Origin of the sequence: Nocardia sp. NPDC051570 (assembly GCF_044454005.1) — a bacterium.
Taxonomy (GTDB): Bacteria; Actinomycetota; Actinomycetes; order Mycobacteriales; family Mycobacteriaceae; genus Nocardia.
Window position 1 is genome coordinate 447547 of sequence record NZ_JBITDI010000003.1, and the last position, 26062, is coordinate 473608.

At 67.9% G+C, this 26062-nt stretch carries 19 protein-coding genes, 2 pseudogenes and 1 riboswitch; of the genes and pseudogenes, 13 read left to right on the top strand and 8 right to left on the bottom strand.

What is annotated here, in order from left to right; genetic code table 11:
* Positions 1-5 precede the first annotated feature (5 nt).
* Positions 6-1142 carry a protein kinase gene (locus ACIA76_RS08950; protein WP_397150193.1) on the bottom strand — a complete coding sequence of 379 codons (1137 nt, stop codon included), beginning with the start codon at positions 1140-1142 and terminating at the stop codon, positions 6-8.
* 184 nt (positions 1143-1326) lie between these two features.
* On the opposite strand from ACIA76_RS08950, the gene ACIA76_RS08955 reads away from it, so the two are divergent.
* The 4 genes from ACIA76_RS08955 (at position 1327) to ACIA76_RS08970 (ending at position 5805) form a co-directional block, all read left to right on the top strand.
* On the top strand, positions 1327-2058 hold the full coding sequence (locus tag ACIA76_RS08955) for a hypothetical protein (protein ID WP_397150195.1): 732 nt from the start codon (positions 1327-1329) through the stop codon (positions 2056-2058).
* Positions 2059-2085: 27 nt separating this feature from the next.
* Positions 2086-3840 (top strand): DNA polymerase Y family protein, encoded by a 1755-nt coding sequence (locus ACIA76_RS08960; protein WP_397150198.1) that lies wholly within the window; start codon positions 2086-2088, stop codon positions 3838-3840.
* Positions 3841-4061: 221 nt separating this feature from the next.
* Positions 4062-4829 carry an alpha/beta fold hydrolase gene (locus tag ACIA76_RS08965; protein WP_397150200.1) on the top strand — a complete coding sequence of 256 codons (768 nt, stop codon included), beginning with the start codon at positions 4062-4064 and terminating at the stop codon, positions 4827-4829.
* 61 nt (positions 4830-4890) lie between these two features.
* A complete protein-coding gene (locus ACIA76_RS08970; RefSeq protein WP_397150202.1) occupies positions 4891-5805 on the top strand; it encodes a sucrase ferredoxin in 915 nt (304 codons plus the stop codon).
* Positions 5806-5849: 44 nt separating this feature from the next.
* Here ACIA76_RS08970 and ACIA76_RS08975 read toward each other — a convergent pair.
* Positions 5850-6785 (bottom strand): annotated as a pseudogene (locus ACIA76_RS08975) (SDR family NAD(P)-dependent oxidoreductase); the annotation flags it as partial.
* A 200-nt stretch (positions 6786-6985) separates the two neighbouring features.
* Here ACIA76_RS08975 and ACIA76_RS08980 point away from each other — a divergent pair.
* On the top strand, positions 6986-10315 hold the full coding sequence (locus tag ACIA76_RS08980) for an error-prone DNA polymerase (protein WP_397150204.1): 3330 nt from the start codon (positions 6986-6988) through the stop codon (positions 10313-10315).
* Between the two features lie 64 nt (positions 10316-10379).
* Here the strand turns inward: ACIA76_RS08980 and ACIA76_RS08985 are convergent, their stop codons facing one another.
* Complete coding sequence (locus ACIA76_RS08985; RefSeq protein ID WP_397150206.1) at positions 10380-11351, bottom strand: hypothetical protein; 972 nt, start codon at positions 11349-11351, stop codon at positions 10380-10382.
* Between the two features lie 214 nt (positions 11352-11565).
* Here ACIA76_RS08985 and ACIA76_RS08990 point away from each other — a divergent pair, with 214 nt between their 5' ends.
* Genes ACIA76_RS08990 through ACIA76_RS09005 form a run of 4 tightly spaced genes read left to right on the top strand, consistent with a single transcriptional unit; the run spans position 11566 to position 14909 of the window.
* Entirely contained in the window at positions 11566-11877 is a 312-nt protein-coding gene (locus ACIA76_RS08990; RefSeq protein ID WP_397150208.1) for a hypothetical protein, read from the top strand.
* Positions 11874-13487, top strand: a complete 1614-nt coding sequence (locus ACIA76_RS08995) for a glycoside hydrolase family 19 protein (protein ID WP_397150210.1) — start codon at positions 11874-11876, stop codon at positions 13485-13487. Before ACIA76_RS08990 ends, ACIA76_RS08995 begins: the two co-directional genes overlap by 4 nt.
* Before the next feature lie 11 nt (positions 13488-13498).
* Positions 13499-14638, top strand: a complete 1140-nt coding sequence (locus ACIA76_RS09000; RefSeq protein ID WP_397150212.1) for a hypothetical protein — start codon at positions 13499-13501, stop codon at positions 14636-14638.
* Positions 14639-14678: 40 nt separating this feature from the next.
* Positions 14679-14909 (top strand): DUF167 domain-containing protein, encoded by a 231-nt coding sequence (locus ACIA76_RS09005; RefSeq protein ID WP_397150214.1) that lies wholly within the window; start codon positions 14679-14681, stop codon positions 14907-14909.
* Positions 14910-14922: 13 nt separating this feature from the next.
* Here ACIA76_RS09005 and ACIA76_RS09010 read toward each other — a convergent pair whose 3' ends face one another.
* From ACIA76_RS09010 to ACIA76_RS09020, 3 genes are all read right to left on the bottom strand, one after another.
* On the bottom strand, positions 14923-16179 hold the full coding sequence (locus tag ACIA76_RS09010; protein WP_397150216.1) for a YhgE/Pip domain-containing protein: 1257 nt from the start codon (positions 16177-16179) through the stop codon (positions 14923-14925).
* A 57-nt stretch (positions 16180-16236) separates the two neighbouring features.
* A complete protein-coding gene (locus ACIA76_RS09015; RefSeq protein ID WP_397150218.1) occupies positions 16237-16701 on the bottom strand; it encodes a tRNA (cytidine(34)-2'-O)-methyltransferase in 465 nt (154 codons plus the stop codon).
* 258 nt (positions 16702-16959) lie between these two features.
* On the bottom strand, positions 16960-17994 hold the full coding sequence (locus ACIA76_RS09020) for an alpha/beta hydrolase (RefSeq protein WP_397150700.1): 1035 nt from the start codon (positions 17992-17994) through the stop codon (positions 16960-16962).
* 644 nt (positions 17995-18638) lie between these two features.
* Here ACIA76_RS09020 and ACIA76_RS09025 point away from each other — a divergent pair.
* Entirely contained in the window at positions 18639-18956 is a 318-nt protein-coding gene (locus ACIA76_RS09025) for a DUF3017 domain-containing protein (RefSeq protein WP_397150220.1), read from the top strand.
* A gap of 3 nt (positions 18957-18959) precedes the next feature.
* Here ACIA76_RS09025 and ACIA76_RS09030 read toward each other — a convergent pair whose 3' ends face one another.
* Together ACIA76_RS09030 and ACIA76_RS09035 are read right to left on the bottom strand one after the other, a co-directional pair.
* Entirely contained in the window at positions 18960-20111 is a 1152-nt protein-coding gene (locus tag ACIA76_RS09030) for a homoserine O-acetyltransferase (RefSeq protein WP_397150703.1), read from the bottom strand.
* 190 nt (positions 20112-20301) lie between these two features.
* Positions 20302-20412: riboswitch (SAM riboswitch) on the bottom strand.
* 42 nt (positions 20413-20454) lie between these two features.
* Positions 20455-21141 carry a TetR/AcrR family transcriptional regulator gene (locus tag ACIA76_RS09035; RefSeq protein ID WP_397150222.1) on the bottom strand — a complete coding sequence of 229 codons (687 nt, stop codon included), beginning with the start codon at positions 21139-21141 and terminating at the stop codon, positions 20455-20457.
* A gap of 158 nt (positions 21142-21299) precedes the next feature.
* On the opposite strand from ACIA76_RS09035, the gene ACIA76_RS09040 reads away from it, so the two are divergent.
* From ACIA76_RS09040 to ACIA76_RS09050, 3 genes and pseudogenes are all read left to right on the top strand, one after another.
* Positions 21300-22799, top strand: a complete 1500-nt coding sequence (locus tag ACIA76_RS09040; protein WP_397150224.1) for an MFS transporter — start codon at positions 21300-21302, stop codon at positions 22797-22799.
* 417 nt (positions 22800-23216) lie between these two features.
* A complete protein-coding gene (locus ACIA76_RS09045) occupies positions 23217-24434 on the top strand; it encodes an NADP-dependent isocitrate dehydrogenase (protein ID WP_397150226.1) in 1218 nt (405 codons plus the stop codon).
* Between the two features lie 412 nt (positions 24435-24846).
* Positions 24847-25974: pseudogene (locus ACIA76_RS09050) on the top strand (MFS transporter); the annotation flags it as partial.
* Positions 25975-26062 lie beyond the last annotated feature (88 nt).

Consider the following 26062-nt stretch of genomic DNA (forward strand, 5'->3'; position numbering starts at 1 on the left):
TATCGCTAGATCGCGGCCACCAGGATCACGATCAGGATCAGCAATCCGATGAGCAGGCCGACCGCGATGGCCAGCGGTGCGGCGTTGGGGCCGAGGTTGCCGATCGGGAAGCCGTTGCTCGACTTCTTTTGCGGCGCAGGGGCGCTCGGCGATACCGCTCGCGGCGGGCGCGGCAGCGGGGTGGAGTGCGGGCTGCGTAAACCGCTGGCGGAGTTGCGGGCCGCCCAGGCCGGGATGGTGCCGTCCTCGGTGCGCACGGGGGCGCCGAGGATGTAGGGGCCGGTGCCCGGACCGAAAGCGGCCGTGAGGATTTCGTCGCGCGCCTCGGCCATGTTCGGGCGGCGCTGCGGAGCGGGCTCCATCATATGCAGCAGCACCTCGGTGAGCGCTCCGGCGCGAGTGGGCGGAATGATCTGCGCCATGGCCGCGCGCTCGACGATCACATTGTTGTCCTCGTCGAAGCCGTACGGCGGATGTCCCTCCACCGCGGTGTACAGCGTTGCGCCAAGGGAGAATACGTCGCTGGCGGCGGTCGGCCTGTACCCGCGCGCCACCTCCGGCGGCAGATAGGCGGGCGTTCCGGTGATCACATCGTCCGCCTCGTCGGACGGCTCCCCGCCGCCGCTCGAGATGCCGAAGTCGCTGAGCTTCACCTTGCCCACCTCGGCGCCGCGATCGGCCACCAGGATGTTGCCGGGCTTGATATCGCGATGGGTGATGCCCGCGGCGTGCGCGGCCGCGAGCGCATCGGCGACCTGCGCGCCGATCTGGGCGACCTCGATCACCGGCAGCGCGTCCACCAGCGTGATCGCCTTGGCGACATTGCGCGAGGGCAGATACTCCATCACCAGCCACGGCTCACCGGCCTCGAGCACCACGTCGTAGACGGCGACGGCATGCTCGTGCGAGAGCTTCGCCGCGACCCGGCCCTCGTGGATGATCCGGTTGCGGACCTCGTTGGCCTCATGTTCGCTGAGCCCGGCCGTGGACAGCACCTGTTTGATGGCGACGTCGCGATCGAGTAGCCGGTCGTGGGCCAGCCACACCGCGCCCATGCCGCCGCCGCCGAGCTTCGACTGCAGGCGATAGCGTCCGGCGACCAGATAATCGGGGCCGACGATGGGGCGGGCGCGTTCAGTCACGGCGCGAGGATAGCCGAAAACCATCCTGACTGGCCTGCTTCACAACCCGAGGTTTGCGCGCGTGGCGCTTGACGGGATCCGGGGGTGGAGTTCTACTGAGAACTAATCGAACGTATATTCGATTATGATCGATAGCTGGATCGGTGCTGAGGGAAGTCCACCGGGAGGAGATTGGTGGTCGAGGATGGGTTCGCCCGACATGGTGACAGCGGAGCGGCTGGCCGAGCTACGCCGCCGCATGGCCGCGATTCCGGCCCGCGGTGTGGTGCCGGCCGGCCGGGCGCCGTCGGACACCGAACTGCGCGCAGAACCGCTACCCGTGCCGTCCGCGCTGGTGGAGCTGCTACCCGAGGGTGGTTTGGCCAAGGGTTCGGTGGTGGCGTACTCGGGTGTGACCTCGCTGTTGGCCGGTCTGCTGGCCGCGGTCACCGGCAGCGGGGGTCATGCCGTCGCGGTCGGCCTGCCGCGTCTGGGCCTGCTCGCCGCGGCCGAAATGGGCGCCCACTTGGGGAGATTGGCCCTCATCCCCGATCCCGGCTCCGATCCCGTCGAGGTGGCCTCGGTGTTACTCGACGGTGTGGACCTGGTCGTTCTCGGATTGGGCGGCCTCTCGATCCCGCCCAGCCGCACCCGCGTCCTGGCCGCCCGCGCCCGCAGTAAGGGCGCCACCCTCGTGGTGACCGGCGGCGCCTGGGCGGGTGCGACCCTGCGCATCGACGCCCGCATCGCCGGATACGAGGGCCTCGGTCGCGGCCGGGGTCGCCTGCGCGCCATCCATCTCGACGTCTCCGTCTCCGCCCGCTCCACCCCGCCCCGCACCGGCCGCCTGATCCTGTGTCCCCATAACGACCATGTGAAATGGCATGTCCGACAACCCGACACCGCCCTGAAGGCCACCACCGATGTCGCCTCATAACCGGCCGGGGCGGGGCGGGTCGCGGGGGTGAGGAAGCGGCGGGGCTCGCGGGTGGTGGCGGTGTGGTGTCCGGACTGGCCCGCCATCGCGGCTGGGGCGGTGGGGGATGTGCCACCCACGCGGCCGGTGGTGGTGCTGCGGGCGAATCGGGTGGTGGCGTGTTCGGCGGTGGCGCGGAGTGCCGGGGTGCGGCGCGGGTCGAAGCGGCGGGAGGCGCAGGCGCGATGTCCGGATATGTATGTGGCGCAGGCGGATCCGGATCGCGACGCCCGGCTGTTCGAGCCGGTGGTGGCGGCCGTGGACGCGACCGTGCCCGGGGTGGAGGTGCTGCGGCCGGGTCTGCTGGTGCTGTCCGCGGGCGGGGCCACCCGGTTCTTCGGATCCGAGGAGGCGGCGGCCGAACGGCTGGTCGACGCCGTCGCCGCGGTCGGCGTGGAGTGCCAGGTCGGCATCGCCGACGAGCTGTCCACCGCGGTGATCGCCGCCCGGCGTGCCGCCATCGTCCCGTCCGGGACCGGCGCGCGTTTTCTCGCGCCGCTGCCGGTCGCCGAACTCGCCCGCGAACCCGCCCTGGCTCCCCCCGAACGTGAGGGGCTGGTTGATCTGTTGCACCGCTTGGGATTACGCCGCATCGGCGACTTCGCCGCACTCGCCCCGACCGAGGTCGCCTCCCGCTTCGATGCCGACGCCATCCGCGCGCATCGCTGCGCCCGCGCCGAGCCCGAGCGTCCGCCGTCGACCCGTCCGCCCGCCCCGGATCTGACCGTCGAATACCCTTGCGACCCACCGATCGATCGCGTCGACGCCGCCGCCTTCGCGGGCCGCCTGCTGGCCACCCATCTGCACGATCGCCTGTCCGCCGCGGGCGTGGCCTGCACCCGCCTCGCGGTCGTCGCCGAAACCGCCGCGGGAGAACAGCTCTCCCGAATCTGGCGCTGCGCCGAACCCCTCACCCCGGAGGGCACCGCCGACCGTATCCGCTGGCAACTGGACGGCTGGCTCACTCACCGTGCCCTGACCGCGACCACCCACGACCCGGACTCGGCTTACGGCCGGATCTACGGCCGCGCGTCCCCCGACCGCGACCCGCCCGCATCCGATCGGACGAAACCGCTTTCGGCAGAAAAGAATCCGCCCCGGAAGGGTTTCGGCCCCACCGAGATGATCGTCGAATCGAGAAGGCGCTCGCGAGGCGGCGTAGGGCCGAATGCGCCGATCGTCGCGCTGCGGTTGGAGCCCGTCGAGGTGGTCGCGGCCGGGGCGTTGCAGCTCGGGCTGTGGGGTGGAGTGGGAGAGGAACAGGAGCGGGCTCGGCGGGCGCTGGTGCGGGTGCAGGGACTGCTGGGCGGGGAGGCGGTGCGGATCGGTGTGCTCAGTGGTGGGCGCGGACCCGCCGAACGGGTCACGCTGGTGGCGCTCGGCGATGAGCCCGTGCCCGCGACCGATCCCGAATCGCCTTGGCCGGGAAGGCTTCCGCAACCGGCGCCCGCCGTGGTGCTGGTGAATCATCCGGAGGTGGCGCTCGAGGACGGCGACGGCGCCGGCGTCTGGATCACCGAGCGCGGACTGTTCACCGCGGAGCCGGTCCGGCTGCGCTGGGGCGGCAAGCAGTGGACGGTGACCGGCTGGGCCGGGCCCTGGTTGCTGGACGAGCGTTGGTGGTCCCACGATCGCACCGGCGAGTACGCCATCCGCGCCCAGATCATGCTCGACGATCAATTCCGCGTCCTGCTGCTGCTCGGTTATGACGACATCTGGCATGTCGAGGGCCTCTACGAATGACTCAGCCCCGCTTCGGCAGCTCCTTCCAATCCATGCCCGAAGCATCTCATCCGGCACCGACAGAAACGGCCGAAGCGGTGGTGATGCATTGCCGCCGGTGTGGGCGATGAGAGGGCATGTGGGTCGATCGCACGGATATGCCGGGGTCGTGCTCTGTGCGGGCTATGGCGAGGGGCACAACCAGCGGCGATGGCGTCGCCGAACCCGTATCCTGGCGCATTGTGGAGTCGACCGTGAACCGGGTGCCGCTGGACGGCGTAGTGATCGCATATCGCGATTCCGGCCCGGCGACCGTCGAACATCCCCGCTCCGATATCCCGGTGGTGCTGGTGCATGGCATGGGTGGCGACGGTCACACCTGGGATCACTTCGCGCGACGCCTGATCCGCAGGGGCCGCCGGGTGATCATCCCCGATCTGCGCGGCCACGGCCGCAGCGCCCACACCGCCTCGTACCGCTTCGACGAGTTCGGCGCCGATGTGCTGCGACTGTGCGAACGCCTCGAACTGACCGGGGTCGATCTGGTCGGCCATTCGCTGGGCGGCTACGTGGTGTCGTACGTGGCGATCGAGCGTCCGGAGCTGGTGCGTCGCCTGGTGATCGAGGAGCAGCCGCTGCCGCTGCGTTCCGGCGACGAACAGCTCACCCTCACCCGCCGCCTGCCCACTCCGCCCGAACTGTGGCATGCCACCACCAGCCTGCTTCGGCATCCGCGGGCGGTGCTGGCCTTCGACCGGTCGATGACCCGGACCGCGCTGGAACAGTTCCGCAAGCCGAATCCGGAATGGTGGGAACGGCTTTCGGAGATCACCGCCCCGACCCTGATGCTGTGCGGCGGCCCCGGCGGTATGGTCGATCCCGAGAAGCTGGAGATGTTCCGCACCAGCGTCGCCGACTGCGTGGTCGAGGCGTTCACCTGCGGGCACAGCATCCACCGCGACCGCTATCGCGAGTTCTCCGCCGCGGTACTTCCCTTCCTGGGCCATTGAATCCCGCTCTGTGGCAACGGGTTGGGGTAACGGTTGTTCCGATGGGCGAGGGAGGCGGCGCATGACCGGATTCGAGGGCATGCTCTGCTCCTCGGCGGCGGCCGATATCCCCCTGCCGGGCAGCGCTACCCGAGTCACCGGATGGCTGTGCGTCGAACAGCCGGGAGCCTGGGGCCGGGACGTGCTCGGCGATGAGGTGCTCGGCCCCGAGATCACGGCCGAATTGGCGCCCCGGGTCAAGGCCGCGCGGGTGCGCCCGACCCTGATCCGCCGCCCCGGTCGCAACGAATTCTCCGGTACTCGAACGGTTTTCATCGCCAGTTCCCGGCCGCGAGGTTCCTGGTGCGAGCGATTCGAGATCACCGACCTGAAACAACTACTCGATCTGGACCTGCATCTGCTGAACGGTCCTGCCCCGGGAATCGGTGTGCCGGTGGACGATCCGCTGGTGCTGGTGTGCGCGCACGGCAAGCGCGACCAATGCTGCGCCCTACTCGGCCGCCCCATCGCCGCGCGCCTGTCCGCCGACCACCCCGACCTGGTCTGGGAGTGCTCGCACACCGGCGGCCACCGGTTCGCCCCCGCGATGGTGCTGCTGCCGTCCGGCCTGACCTATGGGCGCGTGAACGCCGATGCCGCACTGGAGGCCGTCGCCGCCGCTCACCGAAATGCGATCTCCCTCACCGGTTTCCGCGGCCGCAGCTGCTACACCCCGGTCGAACAGGTAGCCGAAATCGCCGTCCGCCAACGCCTCGCGACTCGCGCCGATGACCTCACGGTGACCACCGACCCGAATACGATCCCCACCGCCGACCCCGCGACCTTCGCGGGTGCGGCCACCGTCACCCATCGCGACGGCCGCCGCTGGCTGGTCACGGCCCACACCACCGCCTACACTGCCCGCCCGGCCAGCTGCGGTGCGGCCCCCAAACCGGCCACCGCCATCATCGCGGACACAATCCGCGAACTTCCCTGAACCGCAACGGTTTCTGCCCGCTGCTCACTCCGTTCCAGGGTGTACTACCAGTGCGTACCCGGAACCAATCGCGCGGCGCGGCGCAGAGCGGTGCGGGTGACGCGGCCCGCTGTGGACGGGTGGCGACGCGGTGCGGGTTCGAGGGCAAGGACTTCCGGATCGGGGAGCTCGTCCGGGGCGGCCTCGCCCTTGGCGGCCGGGGAGTCCGGCAGCGCGCGGTAATAGCGGTGCAGGATCGCATCCTTGATGCGCGGGGCGAACATGGTGCCGTACTCGCCGAGCGTGCCGAGCGGGACGTCGATGCGCTTGGGGCGCTCCGACAGGGCGCGGACGATGGTCGCCGCGGCCCACTCCGGCGACTCCGAGGGGCCCTGCTTACCGCTGGGCGTGATCATCGGGGTGCGCACCAGCGGCATGTGGATGGTGGTGAATGTGACGTTGTCGGCGAGCATTTCGGCCGCCGTTACCTCCGCGAACTTGTCCAGCGCCGCCTTGCTGGCGAGATAGGCCGCGAATCGCGGGGTGGCGACCTGCACGCCGGCACTGGAGATGTTCACGATGTGGCCGGATTCGCGCTCGCGCATCTGCGGGAGCAGCGCCAGCGTCATCCGGACCGCGCCGAAGTAGTTGACCGCCATGGTCCGTTCGAAATCGTGCAGCCGATCGGTGGATCGGTGCACGGCCCGGCGGATGGAGCGCCCGGCATTGTTGACCAGCATGTCGACGTGGTCGTGCTCGTCGAGAATCGTCTTGACGGCGTGCTCGACCGATTCGGAATCGGTGACATCGCATTGATAGGCGTAGGCCTGACCGCCCTCGGCCTCGATCTCGTCGACCACCGACGCCAACTCGTCACTCCGGCGCGCGAGCAGGAAGACCACCGCGCCCTTCTCGGCGACCGCGACCGCCGCGGCCCGGCCGATACCGGAGGAGGCGCCGGTGATGATGACGTGTTTGCCGGCCAGGTCCCGGCGGGCTCGACGGCGGGCGAGGTAACCGCCGGCTGCGGGGTTCTCGGGCATCACGCTGCTCCCTTGTATCGATGTGCCACGAACTTACTTTAAAGTAAGTTCCCTCGCCAATGCGACTCGGTCACAGTCCGGAAACCCCGGTTCTCAATTCGGTATATCGAATGTATGTTCGATTAACATAAGAACCGATCGGTTTGCTGGAGGTGCGAATGGGCTGGGGCAACGGCCCGCCGACCTGGGCGGAGATGGAACGCGTGCTCTCCGGTCGCCGCGCCCGCCCCGACGACCCGCCCGGCGACGGCGGCGACAGCCCGGCCTGGTCGCGTAAGCGCGCCCCCTATCGAGCCGGTCCGCGCCCGTCCGGGGAACCGCCGGTGCCCTATGCGGAACTGCACGCCCACTCCGCCTACAGCTTCCTCGACGGCGCCTGCCAGCCGGAGGATCTGGTCGAGGAGGCCGTGCGACTGGGCCTCGAGGCGCTCGCGCTCACCGATCACGACGGTTTCTACGGCGTGGTGCGCTTCGCGGAGGCGGCACGCGAATGGGGGCTTCCGACGGTATTCGGCGCGGAGCTGTCCCTGGCCCCCTCGGCTTCTCGGGATGCCCCTGTCTCCACGCCGTCCCAGCATCTCCTCGGGGATTCCATGCCTCGCACCGGCATTCCCGATCCGGACGGCTCGCATCTGCTCGTCCTCGCGCGCGGCGATGAGGGTTATCGGCGGCTGTCGCGGGAGATCTCGGCCGCGCATATGGCGGCGGGGGAGAAGGGGATTCTGCGCTACGACCTGGATCGGCTCGCCGCCGCCGCGGGCGGGCACTGGCAGATCCTCACCGGTTGCCGCAAAGGCCAGGTACGCCAGGCGCTTCGGCAGGGCGACGCCGCGGCCGAATCGGCGCTGCGCGAGCTGACCGAACGCTTCGGCCCCGGCCGGGTGACCGTGGAACTCACTCACCACGGCATCCCCGAGGACGACGAGCGCAACGCCCGGCTGCTCGCCCTGGCCGACCGCGTGGGCCTGCCGGTGATCGCCACGACCGCAGCGCATTTCGCCGCTCCCCGCGACCGCCGCCGGGCCATGGCCCTGGCCGCGATCCGGGCCCGGCAGAGCCTGGACGAGATGGACGGCTGGCTCGCCCCCGCGGGCGGGGCACATCTGCGCTCGGGGGCGGAGATGGCGCGGCTGTTCGCGGCTTGTCCACAGGCGGTGACGAATGCCGCGGCGCTCGCCGCCGAATGCGCCTTCGATCTGAAACTTATCGCACCGAAACTGCCGCCGTTCGTCATTCCGGACAACCACGACGAGAACTCCTGGCTGCGCAAACTCGCCTATGACGGGGCCGCTCGCCGCTACGGCCCGCCGGAGCGAAATCCCAAGGCCTACGGGCAGATCGACTACGAGTTGCGCGTCATCGCCGGTATGGGTTTTCCGGGCTACTTCCTGGTGGTACACGATATCGTCGAGTTCTGCCGGAAGAACGACATCCTGTGTCAGGGCAGGGGTTCGGCGGCCAATTCTGCGGTCTGCTATTCCATCGGAATCACCAATGTCGATCCGGTGAAAAACGATCTGCTGTTCGAACGCTTCCTGGCTCCCGAACGCGATGGTCCGCCCGATATCGACATCGATATCGAATCCGATCGCCGCGAGGAGGCGATCCAGCACGTCTACGCCGAATATGGGCGCGAATACGCCGCCCAGGTGGCCAATGTGATCACCTATCGCGGGAAGTCCGCGGTCCGCGATGCCGCACGGGCGCTGGGCTTTTCGCCCGGTCAGCAGGACGCGTGGAGTAAACAGGTGAGTCGTTGGAGCGGTGTGTCGAGCGAGACGGACACCGATATCCCGGAGCAGGTATTGGCACTGGCTGGTGAAATCGAAGGCCTGCCACGGCATCTGGGCATTCACTCCGGCGGCATGGTGATCTGCGATCGGCCCATCGCCGATGTCTGTCCCGTGGAATGGGCCCGCATGCCCGGCCGCAGCGTCTTGCAATGGGATAAGGACGATTGTGCCGCAGCGGGTTTGGTGAAGTTCGATCTGCTCGGTCTGGGCATGCTGTCGGCGCTGCACTACATGATCGATCTGGTGCGCGAACACGTCGGGAAGACCATCGAGCTGTTCGAGCTGGATCTGAAGGATCCCGCCGTCTACGCGATGCTGTCGCGGGCGGATTCGGTCGGGGTGTTCCAGGTGGAGTCCCGCGCGCAGATGGCCACGCTGCCCCGGCTGCGGCCGCGCACGTTCTACGACCTGGTCGTGGAGGTGGCGCTGATTCGTCCCGGACCCATCCAGGGCGGTTCGGTGCATCCGTATATCCGCCGCCGCAACGGGGACGAGAAGACCACTTACGATCATGAGGCGCTGCGGAATTCGCTGAAGCGCACCCGGGGAGTGCCGCTGTTCCAGGAGCAATTGATGCAGATGGCCATCGATGTCGCCGGTTTCAGCGCGGCCGAAGCGGACCAATTGCGCCGAGCGATGGGATCCAAGCGATCCACCGAGAAGATGGAACGGCTGCGGGAGCGGTTCTATCGGGGCATGCGCGAATTACACGGCATCACCGGTGAATTGGCCGATCGTATCTACGAGAAGGTGTACGCGTTCGCGAATTTCGGCTTCCCGGAGAGTCATTCGCAGAGTTTCGCCTCGCTGGTGTTCTATTCGGCATGGTTCAAGCTGCACTATCCGGCGGCGTTCTGTGCGGGCCTGCTCAATGCCCAGCCGATGGGGTTCTATTCGCCGCAGTCGCTGGTGGCCGACGCGCGCCGACACGGGGTGGTGGTGCACGGTCCGGACGTCAATCACAGCCTCGCCGGGGCCACTCTCGAACAGCGCGGCGCCCAGGTGCGGCTCGGGCTGGCCACGGTCCGGTACATCGGCGCTGAACTGGCCGAAAAGATCGTCGCCGCCCGAGAATTCGGACCTTTCACCTCGTTCCTGGATCTGACCGGGCGGGTGGAACTGACGGTGCCGCAGGCCGAGGCGCTGGCCACCGCGGGAGCGCTCGCCGATCTCGGGCTGACCCGGCGCCAGGCGCTGTGGGCGGCCGGTGCGGCGGCGGGGGAGCGCGCCGACCGACTGCCCGGCACCGGGGCCGTCACCGCGGCGCCGGCCCTGCCCGGCATGGGCGAGCTGGAGCTGGCCGCCGCCGATGTCTGGGCCACCGGGGTGTCGCCGGGCAGCTATCCCACCGAATTCCTGCGCCCGCAACTGGATTCGCTCGGCGTGGTCCCCGCGGGCCGGCTCGGTTCGGAGGCGGACGGCTCGAAGGTGCTGGTGGGCGGCGCGGTCACGCACCGGCAGCGACCCGCCACCGCGGCTGGTATCACCTTCCTCAATCTGGAGGACGAGACCGGCATGGTGAACGTCGTCTGCTCGCCCGGATTGTGGCAGCGGTATCGCCGGGTCGCCCAGAGCGCGCCCGCCCTGTTGATCCGCGGACGCATCCAGAATGCCGAGGGCGTGGTCAGCGTGGTCGCCGAACATCTGCAGCGCATGGATCTGCGGATGCCGTCGAAGTCCCGCGATTTCCGCTGATCACCTGGTCGCTGGCTCTGACGATGCACCGAGATTCGAGGAGTGCCGAACTGCCGACGATCGATCAGAAGTTGCCGCTGCCACCGCCGTCGCCACCACCGCCGCTGTCGAATCCGCCGTCGCTGCCGCCATCGGATCCGCCGTCGTCACTCCCGAAGTCGGCGTCGCCGCCACCGCCGCCCCATTGCTGAGGCGACTGGTCGTAACCCGCATCCGGGGCGGGCTGGTCGAAGCCCTGCACATGCTGCTCTTCCCCGCGACCCTCCATCCGGCCGAGCTCATAGCCCAGCAGGCCGCCGCCCACGGCACCCGCCGCCGCGCCGAGACCGCCCGCCATGCCGGGACTCATGCCGCGGCGTTGGCCATATCCCGGGTCGTAGCCGGGATCGGCGCCGCCGGGACCGTAACCACCCGGCCCGTAGTTGCCGGGCGGCGGATTGCCGCCACCGCCACCGCCACCGCGCCCGCGACGGCGGAACACCGCCACTACCGCGAGGACGATCAGCGCGATGATCACCAGCGGGCACAGCACACTCCACAGGCTGAAACCGCTGCTGTGCTGACTGGGTTTGGCCTGCGGCACCGGACGGTTGGCCCGGCTCGGCGCCGGAGCGGCCTGATTGGCCGCCTGCGCAAGCGAATTCAGCGCGCCGATGGTCGCGCCGTTGTAGTCGTTGCCGGTGCCGAAGCCGTTCTTGAACGCCGCGATCGCCGGGGACGCGTCCCGGATATGGGAGTTGGCTCCGGTGCGGATGGCCAGATGTCTGGACTTGGTATTGATCGCGATCACCACATCGTTGGGCGCGGTGACATGCGACTGCGCCTCCTGGTCGAAGGCCGCGTTGTTGTCCGCGAGCCTCTCGGTGGTGAAGATCTGCACCGGATCCGGTACGGCGTTGGCCGCATCCTTCACGCGCCCGGCATCGAGCACATGTGACTCGTCCTGGATGGTGACCGGTCCGGCCGACGCCGGACCGGCGGATATCAGCAGCAGTGCTGCCAACATTCCGAGCAGTACCGCACCACGTTTGGCCATCGCACACTCCCGATCGTGCGAGGCTCCTGCCACCCCGCGCCCTTCGCGAGACTACCGGCTGGCCGGAGCAGACCGAAGGGTTTGATGAGATCCGCACCCTTTATGCGTGTGTTTTGGCGATAAAGGGTGCGACTGTCCGATCGTTCGTGACAGGCGCCGAGGCGGCCGGATACGGTGCCCGGGTCGCTTGGGAAACGATCGCTGAGGGGGATTCATGCCGGATACATGTGTCATCGATACACAGGCGGTGCTGCGCTTCGGAAGCGTTGCACGACAAGCCTTTCGAGATCTCGACCGCGTTGCGGCGCGGTCGGTGGAAACCATTGCGCTGATCGCGGAGTCGATACCGGACAGCGAGACCGTGCCGGCCTGGTGTGAGACGGCCTGTGCGCTCGCGAATCTGGTGCAGCGCGGCGCCGATCGTTTCGGCCTGCTGGCGGAGCACATCGATCGCACCGTCGCCGCCTTCGGCTGGTCCGACCGCGCGGCCGCCGCGCAGCTCGACCGACCGGCGGTGCGGATATGACGCCGCCTCGCTCGGTGCTCACCAGCTGGCGTGCCGCGGCCGCTGCCGAGCGCCTGCGCGCCGAATTCGACCGGCATATCGAGGATGTGGCGGATCTGTCCGCCGTCGTGTACGAGCACTGTCGCCGACTCGACGGCGACGGCTGGCAGGGTGCGGCCTATGACGCGGTGCTCGCCCACGTCGAGGCCGCCCACCGGCACAATCGCCTGCTGTGCGAACGCGGCGAGGCGCTGCGCGATGCCGGTGCGCGTGCCCTGTCGGACCTGAACTACACGGCCCTGGCACTACTGGACTACGTGGCCGACGCGGAGGACGACGGATGCGTGGTCGCCGACGACTGGACGGTGACGGCCGACCCGCCGGACCTCGCCGCCTCATGGGGCGAGGTGATAGCCGAGGCCGCCGCGGCCGTCGCCCGAGCCGATGCGTCCGGCCGTCGAGCCATTCGCGCGGCCCTCGGTGAAATGCTCCACCCGGCAACCCTTCTCACATTCCCGGAGCTGCCGATCGAGCCATTGGGCGATTCGGATCCGGGTGATCGGATGCCGACATCCGGACCGAGCGATTCGAGCCGGGGCGAGATAGGCCTGCCGATATCGGAACAGGCGCTGGCACTGGACGTGTCGGAGGTAGAAACAGCGGCGCCCGGATCGGGCCGGGATACGAGAGGCCTGCCGATATCGGAACGGGTGCTCACGTTTGGTGTGTTGGAGGCGGAACCGGTGGTGCCCGGACCGGACGGATCGGCCTGGGATACAAGAGACCTGCCGACATCCGGACAGATGCTCGCACCGGGTGTGCGGAGCGCCGAGTTCGAGTCGGACGAGGAGGTATGCGCCGCCGGGGATTCGACGACGGTGGCGAGTGCCGACCTCGGACGCGTGCCGGGCGCGGACGACAGGGGCACGGCCACAATGGTGCTGGACACGATCGGCGCCGGAACATCGGCAGCGGGGTCCACATGCGCGGCGGGGCGCTACCGCATCGGACCGGTCGACGGAGGGGTAGCCGAAACATGGTGCACATCAGGCGAAATGGCCACACGGGCGCAGAGCTGGCCGCCTGCCTCGGGCATCACGGCCGAGCAGCTCGTCGCCATCATGCCCGACCTCCCGCTGGAGCAAGCACGGAAGTATGTGCCCGCGCTCAATGCCGCGATGGGAGAGGGCGAGATCTCCACTCCGCTGCGGCAGGCGGTCTTCCTGGCGCAACTCGCCCACGAGAGCGGCGAATTGCGGTACTTCGAGGAATTGGGCGACCACGAGTACTTCCGGCAATACGACCCCGATGGATCCGCTCCGGCCGCGGGCAATACCGAACCCGGTGACGGCCCCCGCTATCACGGCCGGGGGCCCATCCAGCTGACCGGTCGCGCCAACTATCGGGCCGCCGGCGCGGCCCTGGGCCTCGATCTCGAGGGCGATCCCGGGCTGGCCGCCGATCCCGCCATCGGTTTCCGAATAGCCCAGTGGTACTGGACCTCCCGCGATCTCAACGCCCTCGCCGACACCGGAGATCTCGCCGCGGTCACTCGGGCGGTCAACGGCTGCTACCACGGTCTCGCCGCCCGCGAGGTCTACTACCGCCGCGCCCTGGCGGTGCTGGCATGAGCGAGCGAGCAATGAGTACAGCCGCGTTGGCGGTCATGCGCCGGTGCGCCGCGGCGATGGTCGTCTTGCTCGGTCTGGCCGCCGCATCCGGTTGCGTCGGTGGCTTTTCGGGACCGTTGATGACGAAATCGGCCGTGGGCGTGCCGGGCGACGCCTTGACGGCGGCGGGTAAGCAGCCGTTCGTCTATCGCTCCCGGGGCGAGCTCGTCCTGGCCACACCGGAGCGGATCATCGCCCGCCGCCCGGGAACGTATACCGATGTCGGCTTCACGCGGGACAATTCGCGAGTCTTCGCACTCGACGACACGGGTGGACTGGTGTCGCTCGAATCGACCGGCGGCACGATATCGCCCACGCGAATCGACTGCCGATGCGATCGGATCTTCCCGCTCCAGGGAACGAGTGTCGGATGGTGGCAGCCCGACGGCTTCGCCCGGACCGACCTGCGCGAACCGAAACCCATTGTGCCCCTGTCGGTCACACCTCCGCCGCTGCGGGCACCCATCGCGCCCGGCAATGTGCTCTCCGCCCCGCGCTTGCTCGCCGCCGATGCGACCGCGCTGATCATCGATCGGATCGAGGCGCCACCCGGTGCGTCCTGGGGCATCAACCACCTGTTCCTGGTCGACCCGGTCACCGGCGCGGCGCGAGAGCTGGGCCAGGTCGACGGCATCAACACCGCCCTGTCGTCCGGCGCGTTCCGGGCCGACGGTCGCGAGGTGGTGTTCGCCGGATACTCGCGCGACGGAACCGCCTGCGGCACCGGGCATCTGGTGGTGGTGACGCTTCCCGACGGCCGGATCGATCCCTTCGGGCTGCCCGCGCTGTCCACCTGTTCCGCGGTCGCCGATCTGCGCTGGGTCGGTGCCACGGCGACCGCGACCGGGTTGCTGTGGGAGCCCACCTCTCCCGATCGGCTGACCGGCACGGCGGTATGGACCCGATCCGGTGTGCAATGGGACCGGCGCGGCGATGCCGCCACGCTCCGGTACGCCGCGCTGACCCCGCAGGCCACGATGCGGATCCAGCGTTCCGGGATCGACCGCGTCCATGCGGTGCATTCGGGCGATCTCGTGCTGTCGGTCGCCACCGAGATGCGAGTGCTGGCCCACGATGTCGTCGACATCGTCGTGCCCTGGGTGCTGCCATGAGGTCTACGCTGCGGGCAGCCACCGACGACAGGAGCAGCGCGTGCCGACCGTGGTCCGGGCGACCATCAAGCCCAACAGCGGCAAGGGCCCGCTCGTCGAGACTCTCGACGACGGCACCCTGCGGTTGTATGTGCGCGCCCCCGCCGTGGAGGGCAAGGCCAACAAGGCCGCGATCGAACTGCTGGCCGAGCATTTCGGCGTCGCCAAGAGCCGAGTCCGTCTCACCGCCGGTGCCACATCCCGGTTCAAGCGCTTCGAGATCGGCGACTGAGTCCGGCGCGCCGTCAGTCCTGCGCCTCGGCGGGAGCCTGCCGAGCCTGCCACCGCTCGTATCCGAGCGTGGTCAGCACCCCGACCACGACCGCGAAAACCACACCGACCGTGCACATCACGAGCGCCCGGGTCAGGCCGGCGGCGGCGAGAGCATCGAAGTAGAGGATCGATCGAACTCCGAGGTACACCTGATGCATCGGTTCGAATTCGGCGAGAGCGCCGTACAGCCGGGGCACCGCCTGAATCGGCATGATCGCCCCGGAGGACGGCAGCCCGAGTGCGATGAAGGCGAGCATGTTGATGGGTGTGCCCAGATTGTTCAACACGGGCAGCCGCAGCGCGGAGGCGACCGTCGCGACCACGGCCAGATTGGCCAGCGCGGTCATACCCACCGCGAGCGAGGCGAAGGTACTGAAACAGAACAGCGCGAGCCGATGGTCGATCGGCATCCCCAGCGCGGACGCGATCAACTGATAGCACCCCGCCATCACCAGAGCGACCACCGCGATGAGCGCCCACTTGAACAGCAGTGCGCGCCAACGAGACAGGGTCTGATCGTTGGCGAGCACGGTGTCGACGCCGACATTGATCAGTGTGCTGCTGGTGAATCCGGCGAATACCACCAGCAGCGTGTAGTAGAAGGCGGAGATGCCGTTGGCGGTGCCCTCGGGCAGCGGCGCGTGCTGGGTGGCCTCGATTCGCACGGGTTCGGCGAGCGTGACCAGTGCCGCGTCCGACAATGGCACGCCACCCGTTCGCGCCCGCTCGGTCGCCGCGGTGCCGAGCTGTCGATTGATGCCGTCGAGCACCGGGGTGAGCAGTTGTGTGGTCAGCGTGACGGCGGTCGCGCCCGCGCGCGGGTTGGTCTGCAACTCGATCCCCGGCGGTGCGGCGGGGCCGGGCCCGGGTTCGGCGAGTGCGGTCAGGCGGGCGCTGAAATCCTCGGGGATCACGATGGATCCGTAGACGCTGCCGAGCGACATCAGCCGGTCCGCCTCCGCGGCATCGGTGACCTGCAGCCGGACCTGATCGTGCGGCAGCGCGCCGCGCACCCGCTCGGCCACCTCGCCGCCGTATTCGCCCCGATCGTTGTTCACCAGCGTCAGTGGATAGTCGTGCAGGTTCCGCTGTGGATGCAGAACGCTGCCCAGATACGACAGTGCCAGCAGGCTCAGCAAACCCATTGCGATGATGAGCGGGATCGCCCACAGCTTGTGATCCCAGCCGGGACGGGTGTCTTCACCATCCTCATCGGTCGTCCATGTCACAGCGCGACGCTAACAGCACATCCTTCGCAATCGACGCATGGCATGCGATGTCGGCGCTCAGACCGCCCCCGGGAAACCCAACTGCCGCCACGCCTCGTACACCGACACCGCCGCCGCATTGGACAGATTCATCGACCGCCGCCCCGGCAACATGGGAATCCGCAGCTGATCGGTGATGTGCGGATCGGCGAACACCTCGTCCGGCAGTCCGGTGGGCTCCGGTCCGAACAGCAGCACATCGCCCTTGCGATAGGCGATATCGGTATTGCGCGTGGTCGCCCGCGTCGTGAACGCGAATACTCGCTCGGGCTGAATGGCTTCCCAAGCAGCCGAAAGGTTCTCATGCACGGTCACCGACGCCAGATCGTGGTAATCCAACCCCGCCCGCCGCAACTTCGGCTCCGACAGGTCGAACCCCAACGGCTCGATCAAGTGCAGCTGGCACCCGGTCCCAGCCGCCAACCGAATGGCATTACCGGTGTTGGGCGGAATACGAGGCTCGAAGAACACCAGATGAAGCACGGCTGTCAGTATTCCTTGCCTGCCCGTGCGATCTGCCGCACGGGGGTCGGCGATAAGCCGTCGCGCACCATGTCCTCAGCGTGGGCGATACCGGTGAGCGGGACGGAACAACGCGGCCCCGGTGGCGAACACACCGAGACGGAGCAGGGCAGTGCGAGCCGAGCTCGTCTCCTGTGTGTTCGCCCGGTCGACGGGCGTCGTGGTGTCGAACCTGCGCATGACCCTTGACCGTTCGACGCCGTGACACGTCCGGATCGGTTACTCCTCCGACAGCCCCAGGCCGTGGGCGAGAGTGGGCCAGGAGCCTTTGAACTCGTCCTGCCAGTAGCCCCAGGAGTGGGTGCCAGGGCTGTAGTGGATGGTGGCGGGGATATCGAGGGAGGCGAGCTTCTCCTCCATATGGCGGGTGCAGAAGCTGGTGGCGTTTTCGATGGCGCCGCCGACGATAACCTGGTTCACCAGGCCGATGGGGCCGAGTTGGTCCGTCTTGCCGTCGATTTGGGTCCGGCCGCCGCCGAGCTGTTCCTTGCGGCCGTCGATCGTGTCGTATTTGCCGGGGCGGCCGGTGCCGGAGGAGAGGTACAGCTCGACTCCGCGCAGATCCTCGGCATGCAGGTAGGGATCGTTGGCCTGCCATTCGGGCGAATTCGGCGGCCCCCACATGTTGGTCGGATCGCCACCGCCGGCGGCGACCGCGGTCCGCACGAAGTAGGCGCCCAGCGGGTCACTGGTCTGGGCGCAGCCGCTGTAGGAGGCGGCCGCCCGGTACAGGCCGGGCTTCGCAATGGGCAGCGCCAGAACGGAAGTGCCGGAGGTGGAGATTCCCGCGAGGGCGTTGACCCCGTTGGTGCCGAGCGCGGCATCCATCAGCGGAGGCAGCTCCTCGGTCAGATACGTCCGCCACTTGTTGCGGCCGAGGGCGGGATCGTCGTTCACCCAGTCCGTGTAGTAGCTCGCCTTTCCACCGATCGGCAGGATGAGATTCACATTCTTGTCGGACATGAACGGACGGACATCGGTCTGCGCCTGCCACGAGGCGACGCTTTCACCGGCGTCGAGGCCGCTGAGCAGATACAGGCTGGGCCGCGGCTGCGAGGTGTCCGCGGGCCGCTGGATCTCCACGGGAAATGCCTTGTCCATGGCCGCCGAGTACACCTGCAGCCGGACGTTCTGATCGTCGATCCGCTCGATACCGTCGATCCGGGAACCATCCGGGGCCATCGCACCGGTGAATACCGAGTCCTGCGTGGCGGCCGGTTCGGCGGTCGCGGCACAGACGCCGAACGAGGTCAGAACTCCGACGAGCAACCCGGTTACCACACTGTTGCTCGCCAATCGAGTGGAGCGGGAGTTGCGAGGGCATGCGCTGGCGGTCAGGTTCATGCCCCAAGCTTTCAACATCGCAATTCGACCGGCATGCAGCGACACACCCCCGGCTCGTGTGGTTTCGTCGATCGCGGGCATCTTTTGCGATTCCAACAAGCACGCGCCAGGTCCTGGTCGGCGTGCGTCGGCTATGACCAGGACTCAGGCGCTGGATGCCGCGACGGCCTGCTCGATTCGAGTGGCCATCGACTCGCGACCGGAGAATGGGAGCGGGATATCGAATAGGGGCAAAGTTATCAAGTTGAACAGAAACGATGTTTCGCTATGCGTTCGATGCGACACACATTCCCATATGTTTGCTAGTTAGTAACTCTGGTTATATTCTACTTGTAGATTACAACTTGTCGGATCGGTTGGATGCGAGAGACCACGCCACGCGCGGTACGCCTTTCTCCCGCGTATCACACGGGGCGCCGGGGCACCCCGAGGCGCAGCCCCCCTGCCCGTGCATCGGGGTGACCCCGGCACCATTCGGCGAATTCCGAATTCCGCGCAGGCCCCCACTTGTCACCGATCACATATCCCCTCCGCGATGATGCGAGAATGTCGGCGTGACCGAAGCACCCGCGTCCCATGCCCATCAGCACGGTCCGGTCGGACGGTTCCTCCGGACGAATCTGCCCATACTCCTGGTGGTGGCCGTTCTGGTGGTGGCCGCGGTGCTTCTGGCCCAGGACCGTTGGCGGCGCGGGGCATTCGTGATCGGCGGTGCGACGCTGCTGGCGGCCGCGCTGCGGTTATGCCTGCCGACGCTGCGGGTCGGCGTGTTGGCCGTGCGCAGTAAGCCATTCGACGTCGGCGCCTATACGGTCCTCGGCGGCAGCATCATCGTGGTCGCGGCGACGATCAACAGCCTTGGGGTGACCTGACGCTCAGTCCCGCGCCTTGCGGGCGAGCTCCATCGTCTCGGCGAGCAGCTTGCCTACGGCCTCGGTTTCGGTGAGGAATCCGTCGTGCCCGTCGCGCGAGCGGACCACCTCCAGCTCCTTGCAGCCGGGCAGCAGATTCGCCAGTTCCTGTTGCGTGCGAAGCGGGTAGAGCCGATCGGAGTCGACGCCGCCGACGATGCACGGCACCGCGGTGGCGGCCAGCGCGGCCTCGATCCCGCCCCGCCCGCGACCGATGTCGTGCCGGTTCATCGCCTCGGTCAGCAGGACGTAGGTGGCCGGATCGAAGCGATGAATCAGCTTCTGCGCCTGGTACTCCAGATAACTCTGCACCGCATAGCGGCCGCCGTCGCGCGGATCCTCGTCGTCCTGCGCCGCATTCTCGAAGCGGTGGTCGAGTTCGAATTCGGTGCGGTAGGTCAGATGCGCGATGCGGCGCGCGAGCCCCATTCCGGTGGTCGGCGCGCGTCCGGTGCCGTGGTAATCGCCGTCCTGCCAATCCGGATCGGCCTTGATCGCGGCGATCTGGGTGGTCTGGGTGCCGATCTGATCGGCGGTGGCGCGCGCCCCGACGGCCAGCACGAGCGCGGCGCCGACCCGCTGCGGATGGCCGACCATCCACTCCAGCACGCGCATGCCGCCCATCGATCCACCCACCACGGCCGCGAGGCGATCGATGCCCAGCAGGTCGAACAGCGCCACCTCGGCGGCTACCTGATCGCGAATGGAGATCTCGGGAAACCGGGCGCCCCAGGGTCGTCCGTCCGATGCGAGCGAGGTGGGGCCGGTGCTGCCCTTACAGCCGCCCAGCACATTGGTAGCGATCACGCACCATTCGCGGGTGTCCAGCGGGGCGCCCGGACCTACGCTGCCGTCCCACCAGCCGGGCAGCGGATGCAGTTCGTCGGGCGCGCCGACGACATGCGAATCGCCGGTGAGCGCGTGCTCGACCAGCACCACATTGTCCAGATTCGGGGACAGCTCACCCCAGCGCTGCACCGCGAGTTCGACGTCCTGGATCACCGCGCCGTTCTCGAGGCGCAGGTCGCCGATGGCGATCGTCTCCAGGCGACCGTCGGGCGGGGGCAGCAGCGCGGCCGCCGTCTGCGGGGTGCTCGACTCGATGCTCACGGTCACCGGGCCGCCGCCGTTCGAAAAGAACACACGATTTCGATGGTAGCGACAGGGTGTTTGCCCTCGATGTGCATGATTCGGGGCGCGGTCGAGTTACTCATGGGCCTGCTCCAATGGGACGCCGAACTGGGCTTGCTGGTGTTATCGGACTTCAACAAGCGAACAGCAACAACACATGGTGGGGACCTCCTGATCGTGGCGCTTGCTCCCGGCCCTCGGGAGCCCGGTCATCACCCGGAGCACCCCACCGCAACAGGAGGGTTGCCGGCCAGCGAGCCGGGGCTTGGCGCTGGCGCTCATGACCTTCCCGCGATAGTAACCGATCGCCGAGACGGGGCGCGAACGGCTACCGCGCAGCACCGCTTTCGGCCGATCCCGAGGCCGAACATCCCCGAGTCAGCGGGAGCACGCAGCGCTGCACGAATTCGTCGAAGGCGCCGCGGACCGCGCAGATGGCCGCATGTGCGGAGTCCATGGGGTCGCGGTCCGGCAGCGTGGCGTCGCATTCGATCCCGGTGCGCATGATCGCGTTCCAGGTCCCGGCGATCAGCCGGACGGTCATCGAATCCGGATCCGCGCCGATGCGCTCGGCCAGGGCGGAGTGGATCTCGATGGTCTTGGTGTCGGCGATGTCCATGCTGCGCGCGCGCACGGTCGGGCTGGTGCGCATGATCCGCTGCATGTGCTGGAACCACTCGAAGGGCAGTGTCTGCCCGGCGATGCTGGCATTGGTCACGGCCAGGTACGTGTCGAACAGGGCCTGCAGCTCATTGCCCGTCACTGGCTGTTTGCGCAGCTCGTCTCCGATGAGCTTGGCGAAATCCACCAAGGGCGCGAGGACGATGTCCTCCTTCAACTCGAAGTAGCGGTTGACGGTGCGCGGGGAGACGTCTGCGGCGTCGGCGATCTGCTCGACGGTGGTCGCGTCGAAGCCGTGCGCGTCGCACATCCGCAGCGCGACTTCGATGATCCGGCGTCGAGTCTGCTGCTTCTTGCGTTCCCGCAGGCCGGGCTGGGCTGGTGACTCGAGCATGGTCCCAGTCTATCGCCATCGGCTCTTATTGTGACGAGAGACGCCAAATGTCAGTCTGCGACATTTTTCTCTTGACGCCAATTGTCCTCAGGTGCCAGGATTGCTGACACGTTCCAATGATGCGACGGAACTGCTTACTTCCACTCAGGAGTCCCCACATGACCGACATTGGGACCGCAGAACTCGCTCCCTCTCAGACCTCGACCCGGCCGAAGGGTCCGGCCCGCTGGTGGGCCCTCGGCGTACTCGCCCTGGCCCAGCTCATGGTGGTGCTGGACGCCACCATCGTCACGATCTCGCTGCCGTTCGCCCAGCGTGATCTGCATATCAGCGACGGCGACAAGCAATGGATGCTCACCGCCTACACGCTGATCTTCGGCGGCCTGTTGCTGCTCGGTGGCCGGCTCGCCGACTATCTGGGCCGCCGCCGGATGTTCCTGGTGGGCCTGGTCGGCTTCGCCGGGGCGTCGGCGCTGGCCGGGCTCGCCCAGAACGCGGCCGAACTGTTCGCCGGGCGCGCGCTGCAGGGTGCGTTCGCGGCCGTGCTGGCGCCGGCGGCGCTGTCGCTGGTATCGATCACCTTCACCGAGGCGCGCGAAAGGGCAAGGGCCTTCGGCGTTTTCGCGGGTGTGTCCGCGGGCGGCGCGGCGATCGGCCTGATCGCCGGCGGCGCGCTCACCGAATACGCCGATTGGCGCTGGTGCCTGTTGGTCAACACGCCCGTCGCACTGCTGGCTCTGATCGGCGCGCTGGTCTTCGTGATCAAGGATGTGCCCGTCCCGCGGACCGGCGGTTACGACGTGCCCGGCGCGGTGACGGTGACCCTCGGACTGATCTCGGTGGTGTACGGCTTCAGCCGCGCCGCGGAGGACGGCTGGCTGGCCGCGACCACGCTGGGCCTGTTGATCGCCGGTGTGGCGCTGCTGGTGGCGTTCGTCGCGATCGAACGGCGTTCGCCGAATCCGCTTCTGCCGCTGCATATTCCGGGTGAGATCAATCGGGGCGGCTCATATCTGGTGGCGCTGCTGGTCCCGATCGCGATGTTCGCGATGTTCATCAACCTCAGCTACTACCTGCAGGTCACCCTCGGCTACAGCTCGCTGAAGGCCGGTGTGGCGTTCCTTCCCTTCCCGATCGGCATCGTGATCTCCGCGGGCGTGGCCAGCGCGCTGCTGCCCCGGATCGGGCCGCGCCCGCTGATGATTGCCGGTGGGGTGCTGGGCATCGTCGGGCTGCTCTATCTGGCCCAGCTGAGCTACGGCGACAGCTTCGCCACCAGTGTGCTGCCCGCGATCGCGCTGATCGCGCTGGGCATGGGTGCGACGTTCGTATCCATGCAGACCACCGCGCTGCATCAGGTCGAGGCCGAGGATTCGGGTGTGGCCAGCGCCCTGCTCAACGCCGCCCAGCAGGTCGGCGGGGCGATCGGCACGGCGCTGCTGACCACGATCTCGGTCCAGGTCGCCAAGCGCTACGCGGAGAACAATCCGACCATCGACCATGTCGTGGCCCGCGCCGCGATCCACAGCTACAACGTGGCCTTCTACATCGGCGCGGCCTTCTTCCTCGTCTCGATCGTGATCGTCGCACTGATGATCCGCGACAAGCCGGAGAACCTGCTCGAGGGCGACGAACACGCCGCCGTCATGGCTGTTTGAGCGCTCGATGGACCCTTGCCTCTCGGCGGGGCCGACCGTGATGGACCCTTGCCCCTGGCGGGGCCGACCGTGATGGACCCTTGCCCCTGGCGGGGCCGACCTTGATGGACCCTTGCCCCCGGCCCCCAGGCCGGGGGCAAGGGTCTCATACCTCACACTCCCCATCGGAATGCGAAATCAACCCCCGCGTTAACCCTATTGATGCGTGACGTGTGCCCGCGTGACCCGGGAATCTCTCATCGGGACGTCCGCTGGAAGTGAGCCAGAGCGCACCAGTACGCTTGTCTTGTTAAGCACCCATAGTCCCGTGGACAACTCGGGGCGTATACGTTGTCTGTTGAACAGCTGGGGTCCGCTCACAAGCGTGTTCGCCTGGCCGTGCAATGGGAGCACCTTCCTAGGAGGACACGAAGATCCATGTCCAAGATCAAGGTTGAAGGGACCGTCGTCGAGCTCGACGGCGACGAGATGACCCGGATCATCTGGCAGTTCATCAAAGACAAGCTGGTCCACCCGTACCTCGATGTGAACCTCGAGTACTACGACCTCGGCATCGAGTATCGGGACAAGACCGACGACCAGGTCACCGTGGACGCCGCCAACGCCATCAAGAAGCACGGCGTCGGCGTCAAGTGCGCCACCATCACCCCGGACGAGGCCCGCGTCGAGGAATTCGGCCTCAAGAAGATGTGGCGCTCGCCCAACGGCACCATCCGCAACATCCTCGGCGGCACGATCTTCCGCGCGCCGATCATCATCTCCAACGTCCCGCGCCTGGTGCCGGGCTGGACCAAGCCGATCATCATCGGCCGTCACGCCTTCGGCGATCAGTACCGTGCCACCGATTTCAAGGTGCATCAGGCGGGCACCGTCACCCTCACCTTCACCCCGGAGGACGGCAGCGAGCCGATCGTCCACGAGGTCGTGAAGATGCCCGAGGACGGCGGCGTCATCATGGGTATGTACAACTTCAAGAAGTCCATCGAGGACTTCGCGCGCGCGTCGTTGAACTACGGCCTGCAGCAGAACTACCCGGTCTACCTCTCCACCAAGAACACGATCTTGAAGGCCTACGACGGCATGTTCAAGGACACGTTCCAGGAGGTCTACGAGACCGAGTTCAAGGACCAGTTCGACGCCGCGGGTCTCACCTACGAGCACCGGCTCATCGACGATATGGTCGCCTCCTCGCTCAAGTGGGAGGGCGGCTATGTGTGGGCCTGCAAGAACTACGACGGTGACGTGCAGTCCGACACCGTGGCACAGGGTTTCGGCTCGCTGGGCCTGATGACCTCGGTGCTGCTCACCCCGGACGGCCGGACCTGTGAGGCCGAGGCCGCGCACGGCACGGTGACCCGGCACTTCCGCCAGCATCAGCAGGGCAAGCCCACCTCCACCAACCCGATCGCCTCGATCTTCGCGTGGACCCGTGGCATCGCCCATCGCGGCAAGCTGGACAACACCCCCGAGGTCATCGGCTTCGCGCAGACCCTCGAGGATGTCGTCATCAAGACCGTCGAAGACGGCCAGATGACCAAGGATCTGGCGCTGCTGGTCGGCGGCGATCAGGGCTATCTGACCACCGAGGAGTTCCTCGGTGTGCTCGACGCGAACCTGGCGCGCGAACTGCGCTAGTTCACGTTTCGCGCCAGGGCTGTGAGCGCGAAGCGAAGCGAAGACATCCGGGCACCCGCCCCCACCGATTTCCGGTGGCCGCGGGTGCCCGAATTGCTTTCCGCCGGACCTGGTGATCTGCATGACAGCGCGGCCGCTTCCGACGGTCGTGCACGAACTTGCTTCCGAGTGAAAGCTGTTGTCCGCCAATACCGTTGATGAGCAATGACATTCGGCGCCCGCCGGGTGGGGGAGCGGGTGAGTGAGATCACGTTTGCTGCGGCTTTGAAGGCCGGGAGCTGCTGTGTTGCTCTTGGTCGTGGCCTCCGTAACCGCGCCCGTCGTGGCCTCCTCGATTGCACCTGCCTCCCCGGCCGTCCACCCGCACGGCCAGTCCGGCATATCCCCGCGCACCAGTTGGCATATCCCCGCCATGCTCGCGCTGGCGCTCGGTGGTTTCGGCATCGGCACCACCGAATTCGTCACCATGGGTTTGCTGCCCAATATCGCGCACGCCCTGAACGTGTCCGAGCCGACCGCCGGACATGCCGTATCCGCCTACGCCCTCGGCGTGGTCGTGGGCGCGCCGATCATCGCGGCGCTGTGCGCCCGGATGCCACGCAAACGCCTGCTGATCGCGCTGATGGTCGCGTTCACGCTGGGCAATGCGGCCTCGGTGGTCGCGCCCTCATTCGACACGCTGTTGCTCGCGCGGTTCGTCTCCGGCCTGCCGCACGGCGCCTACTTCGGTGTCGCCTCGTTGGCCGCGGCGACACTCGCCCCGGTAGGTCAGCGCGCCAAAGCTGTTGCCGCCGTTATGCTGGGGCTGAGCGCCGCCAACGTTGTCGGCGTTCCCGCCGCCACCTGGTTGGGCCAGCATCTCGGCTGGCGGGACGCCTATGTGGTCGTCGCCGTCATCGGAGTGGCGACCGTGCTCGCGATCGCGAAGTTCGTGCCGGAGCTCACCGGCGTCCGTGTGACCGATCCCCGGACCGAGCTCGGGGCGCTGCGTCGGTCGCAGGTGCTGCTGACGCTGCTGGTCGGTGCGATCGGCTTCGGCGGCATGTTCGCCGTCTACACCTACATCACCACCACCCTCACCGATGTGGCGCATATGCCGCTGGGATTCGTGCCGATCGTGCTGGCGCTGTTCGGGCTCGGCATGATCGCGGGCAACATCATCGGCGGCGTGCTGGCCGACCGCGGCGTGGACCGCGCGGTGTACGCGGCGATGATCTCGATGGTGATCGTGCTCGCGATCTTTATTGCGGCCGCGCACGATCCGTTCACCGCCTCGGTCGGCGCGTTCCTGGTCGGCGCGACGGGTGCGGCCCTCTCGCCCGGACTGCAGACCCGACTGATGGATGTCGCCCACGATGCCCAGACTCTCGCCGCCGCGCTGAACCATGCCGCGCTGAATATCGCGAATGCGGCCGGTGCCTGGCTGGGCGGCGTGGTGATCGCCGCGGGCTTCGGCTACACGGCCCCGGCCGTCGTCGGAGTCGGCCTCGGCATCGCCGGTGTCCTGCTGTTCACGGTGACGGTCTCCCTCGCCCGCCGCGACCGCGCCCATACCGAACTCGACGAGAATGGCGAACGCCTGATGGTCGAGGCCGCCGAGGCGATCGTCGTCGGGCGCCGTGACTCTC

Excerpts from the sequence above, each read along its gene's own strand:
- ACIA76_RS08985 (WP_397150206.1), bottom strand. The coding sequence starts at position 11,351 with ATGGCCAAACGTGGTGCGGTACTGCTCGGAATGTTGGCAGCACTGCTG.
- ACIA76_RS09040 (WP_397150224.1), top strand. The coding sequence starts at position 21,300 with ATGACCGACATTGGGACCGCAGAACTCGCTCCCTCTCAGACCTCGACC.
- ACIA76_RS09035 (WP_397150222.1), bottom strand. The coding sequence starts at position 21,141 with ATGCTCGAGTCACCAGCCCAGCCCGGCCTGCGGGAACGCAAGAAGCAG.
- ACIA76_RS09000 (WP_397150212.1), top strand. The coding sequence starts at position 13,499 with ATGAGTACAGCCGCGTTGGCGGTCATGCGCCGGTGCGCCGCGGCGATG.
- ACIA76_RS09045 (WP_397150226.1), top strand. The coding sequence starts at position 23,217 with ATGTCCAAGATCAAGGTTGAAGGGACCGTCGTCGAGCTCGACGGCGAC.
- ACIA76_RS08955 (WP_397150195.1), top strand. The coding sequence starts at position 1,327 with ATGGGTTCGCCCGACATGGTGACAGCGGAGCGGCTGGCCGAGCTACGC.
- ACIA76_RS08995 (WP_397150210.1), top strand. The coding sequence starts at position 11,874 with ATGACGCCGCCTCGCTCGGTGCTCACCAGCTGGCGTGCCGCGGCCGCT.
- ACIA76_RS08980 (WP_397150204.1), top strand. The coding sequence starts at position 6,986 with ATGGGCTGGGGCAACGGCCCGCCGACCTGGGCGGAGATGGAACGCGTG.
- ACIA76_RS08970 (WP_397150202.1), top strand. The coding sequence starts at position 4,891 with ATGACCGGATTCGAGGGCATGCTCTGCTCCTCGGCGGCGGCCGATATC.
- ACIA76_RS08990 (WP_397150208.1), top strand. The coding sequence starts at position 11,566 with ATGCCGGATACATGTGTCATCGATACACAGGCGGTGCTGCGCTTCGGA.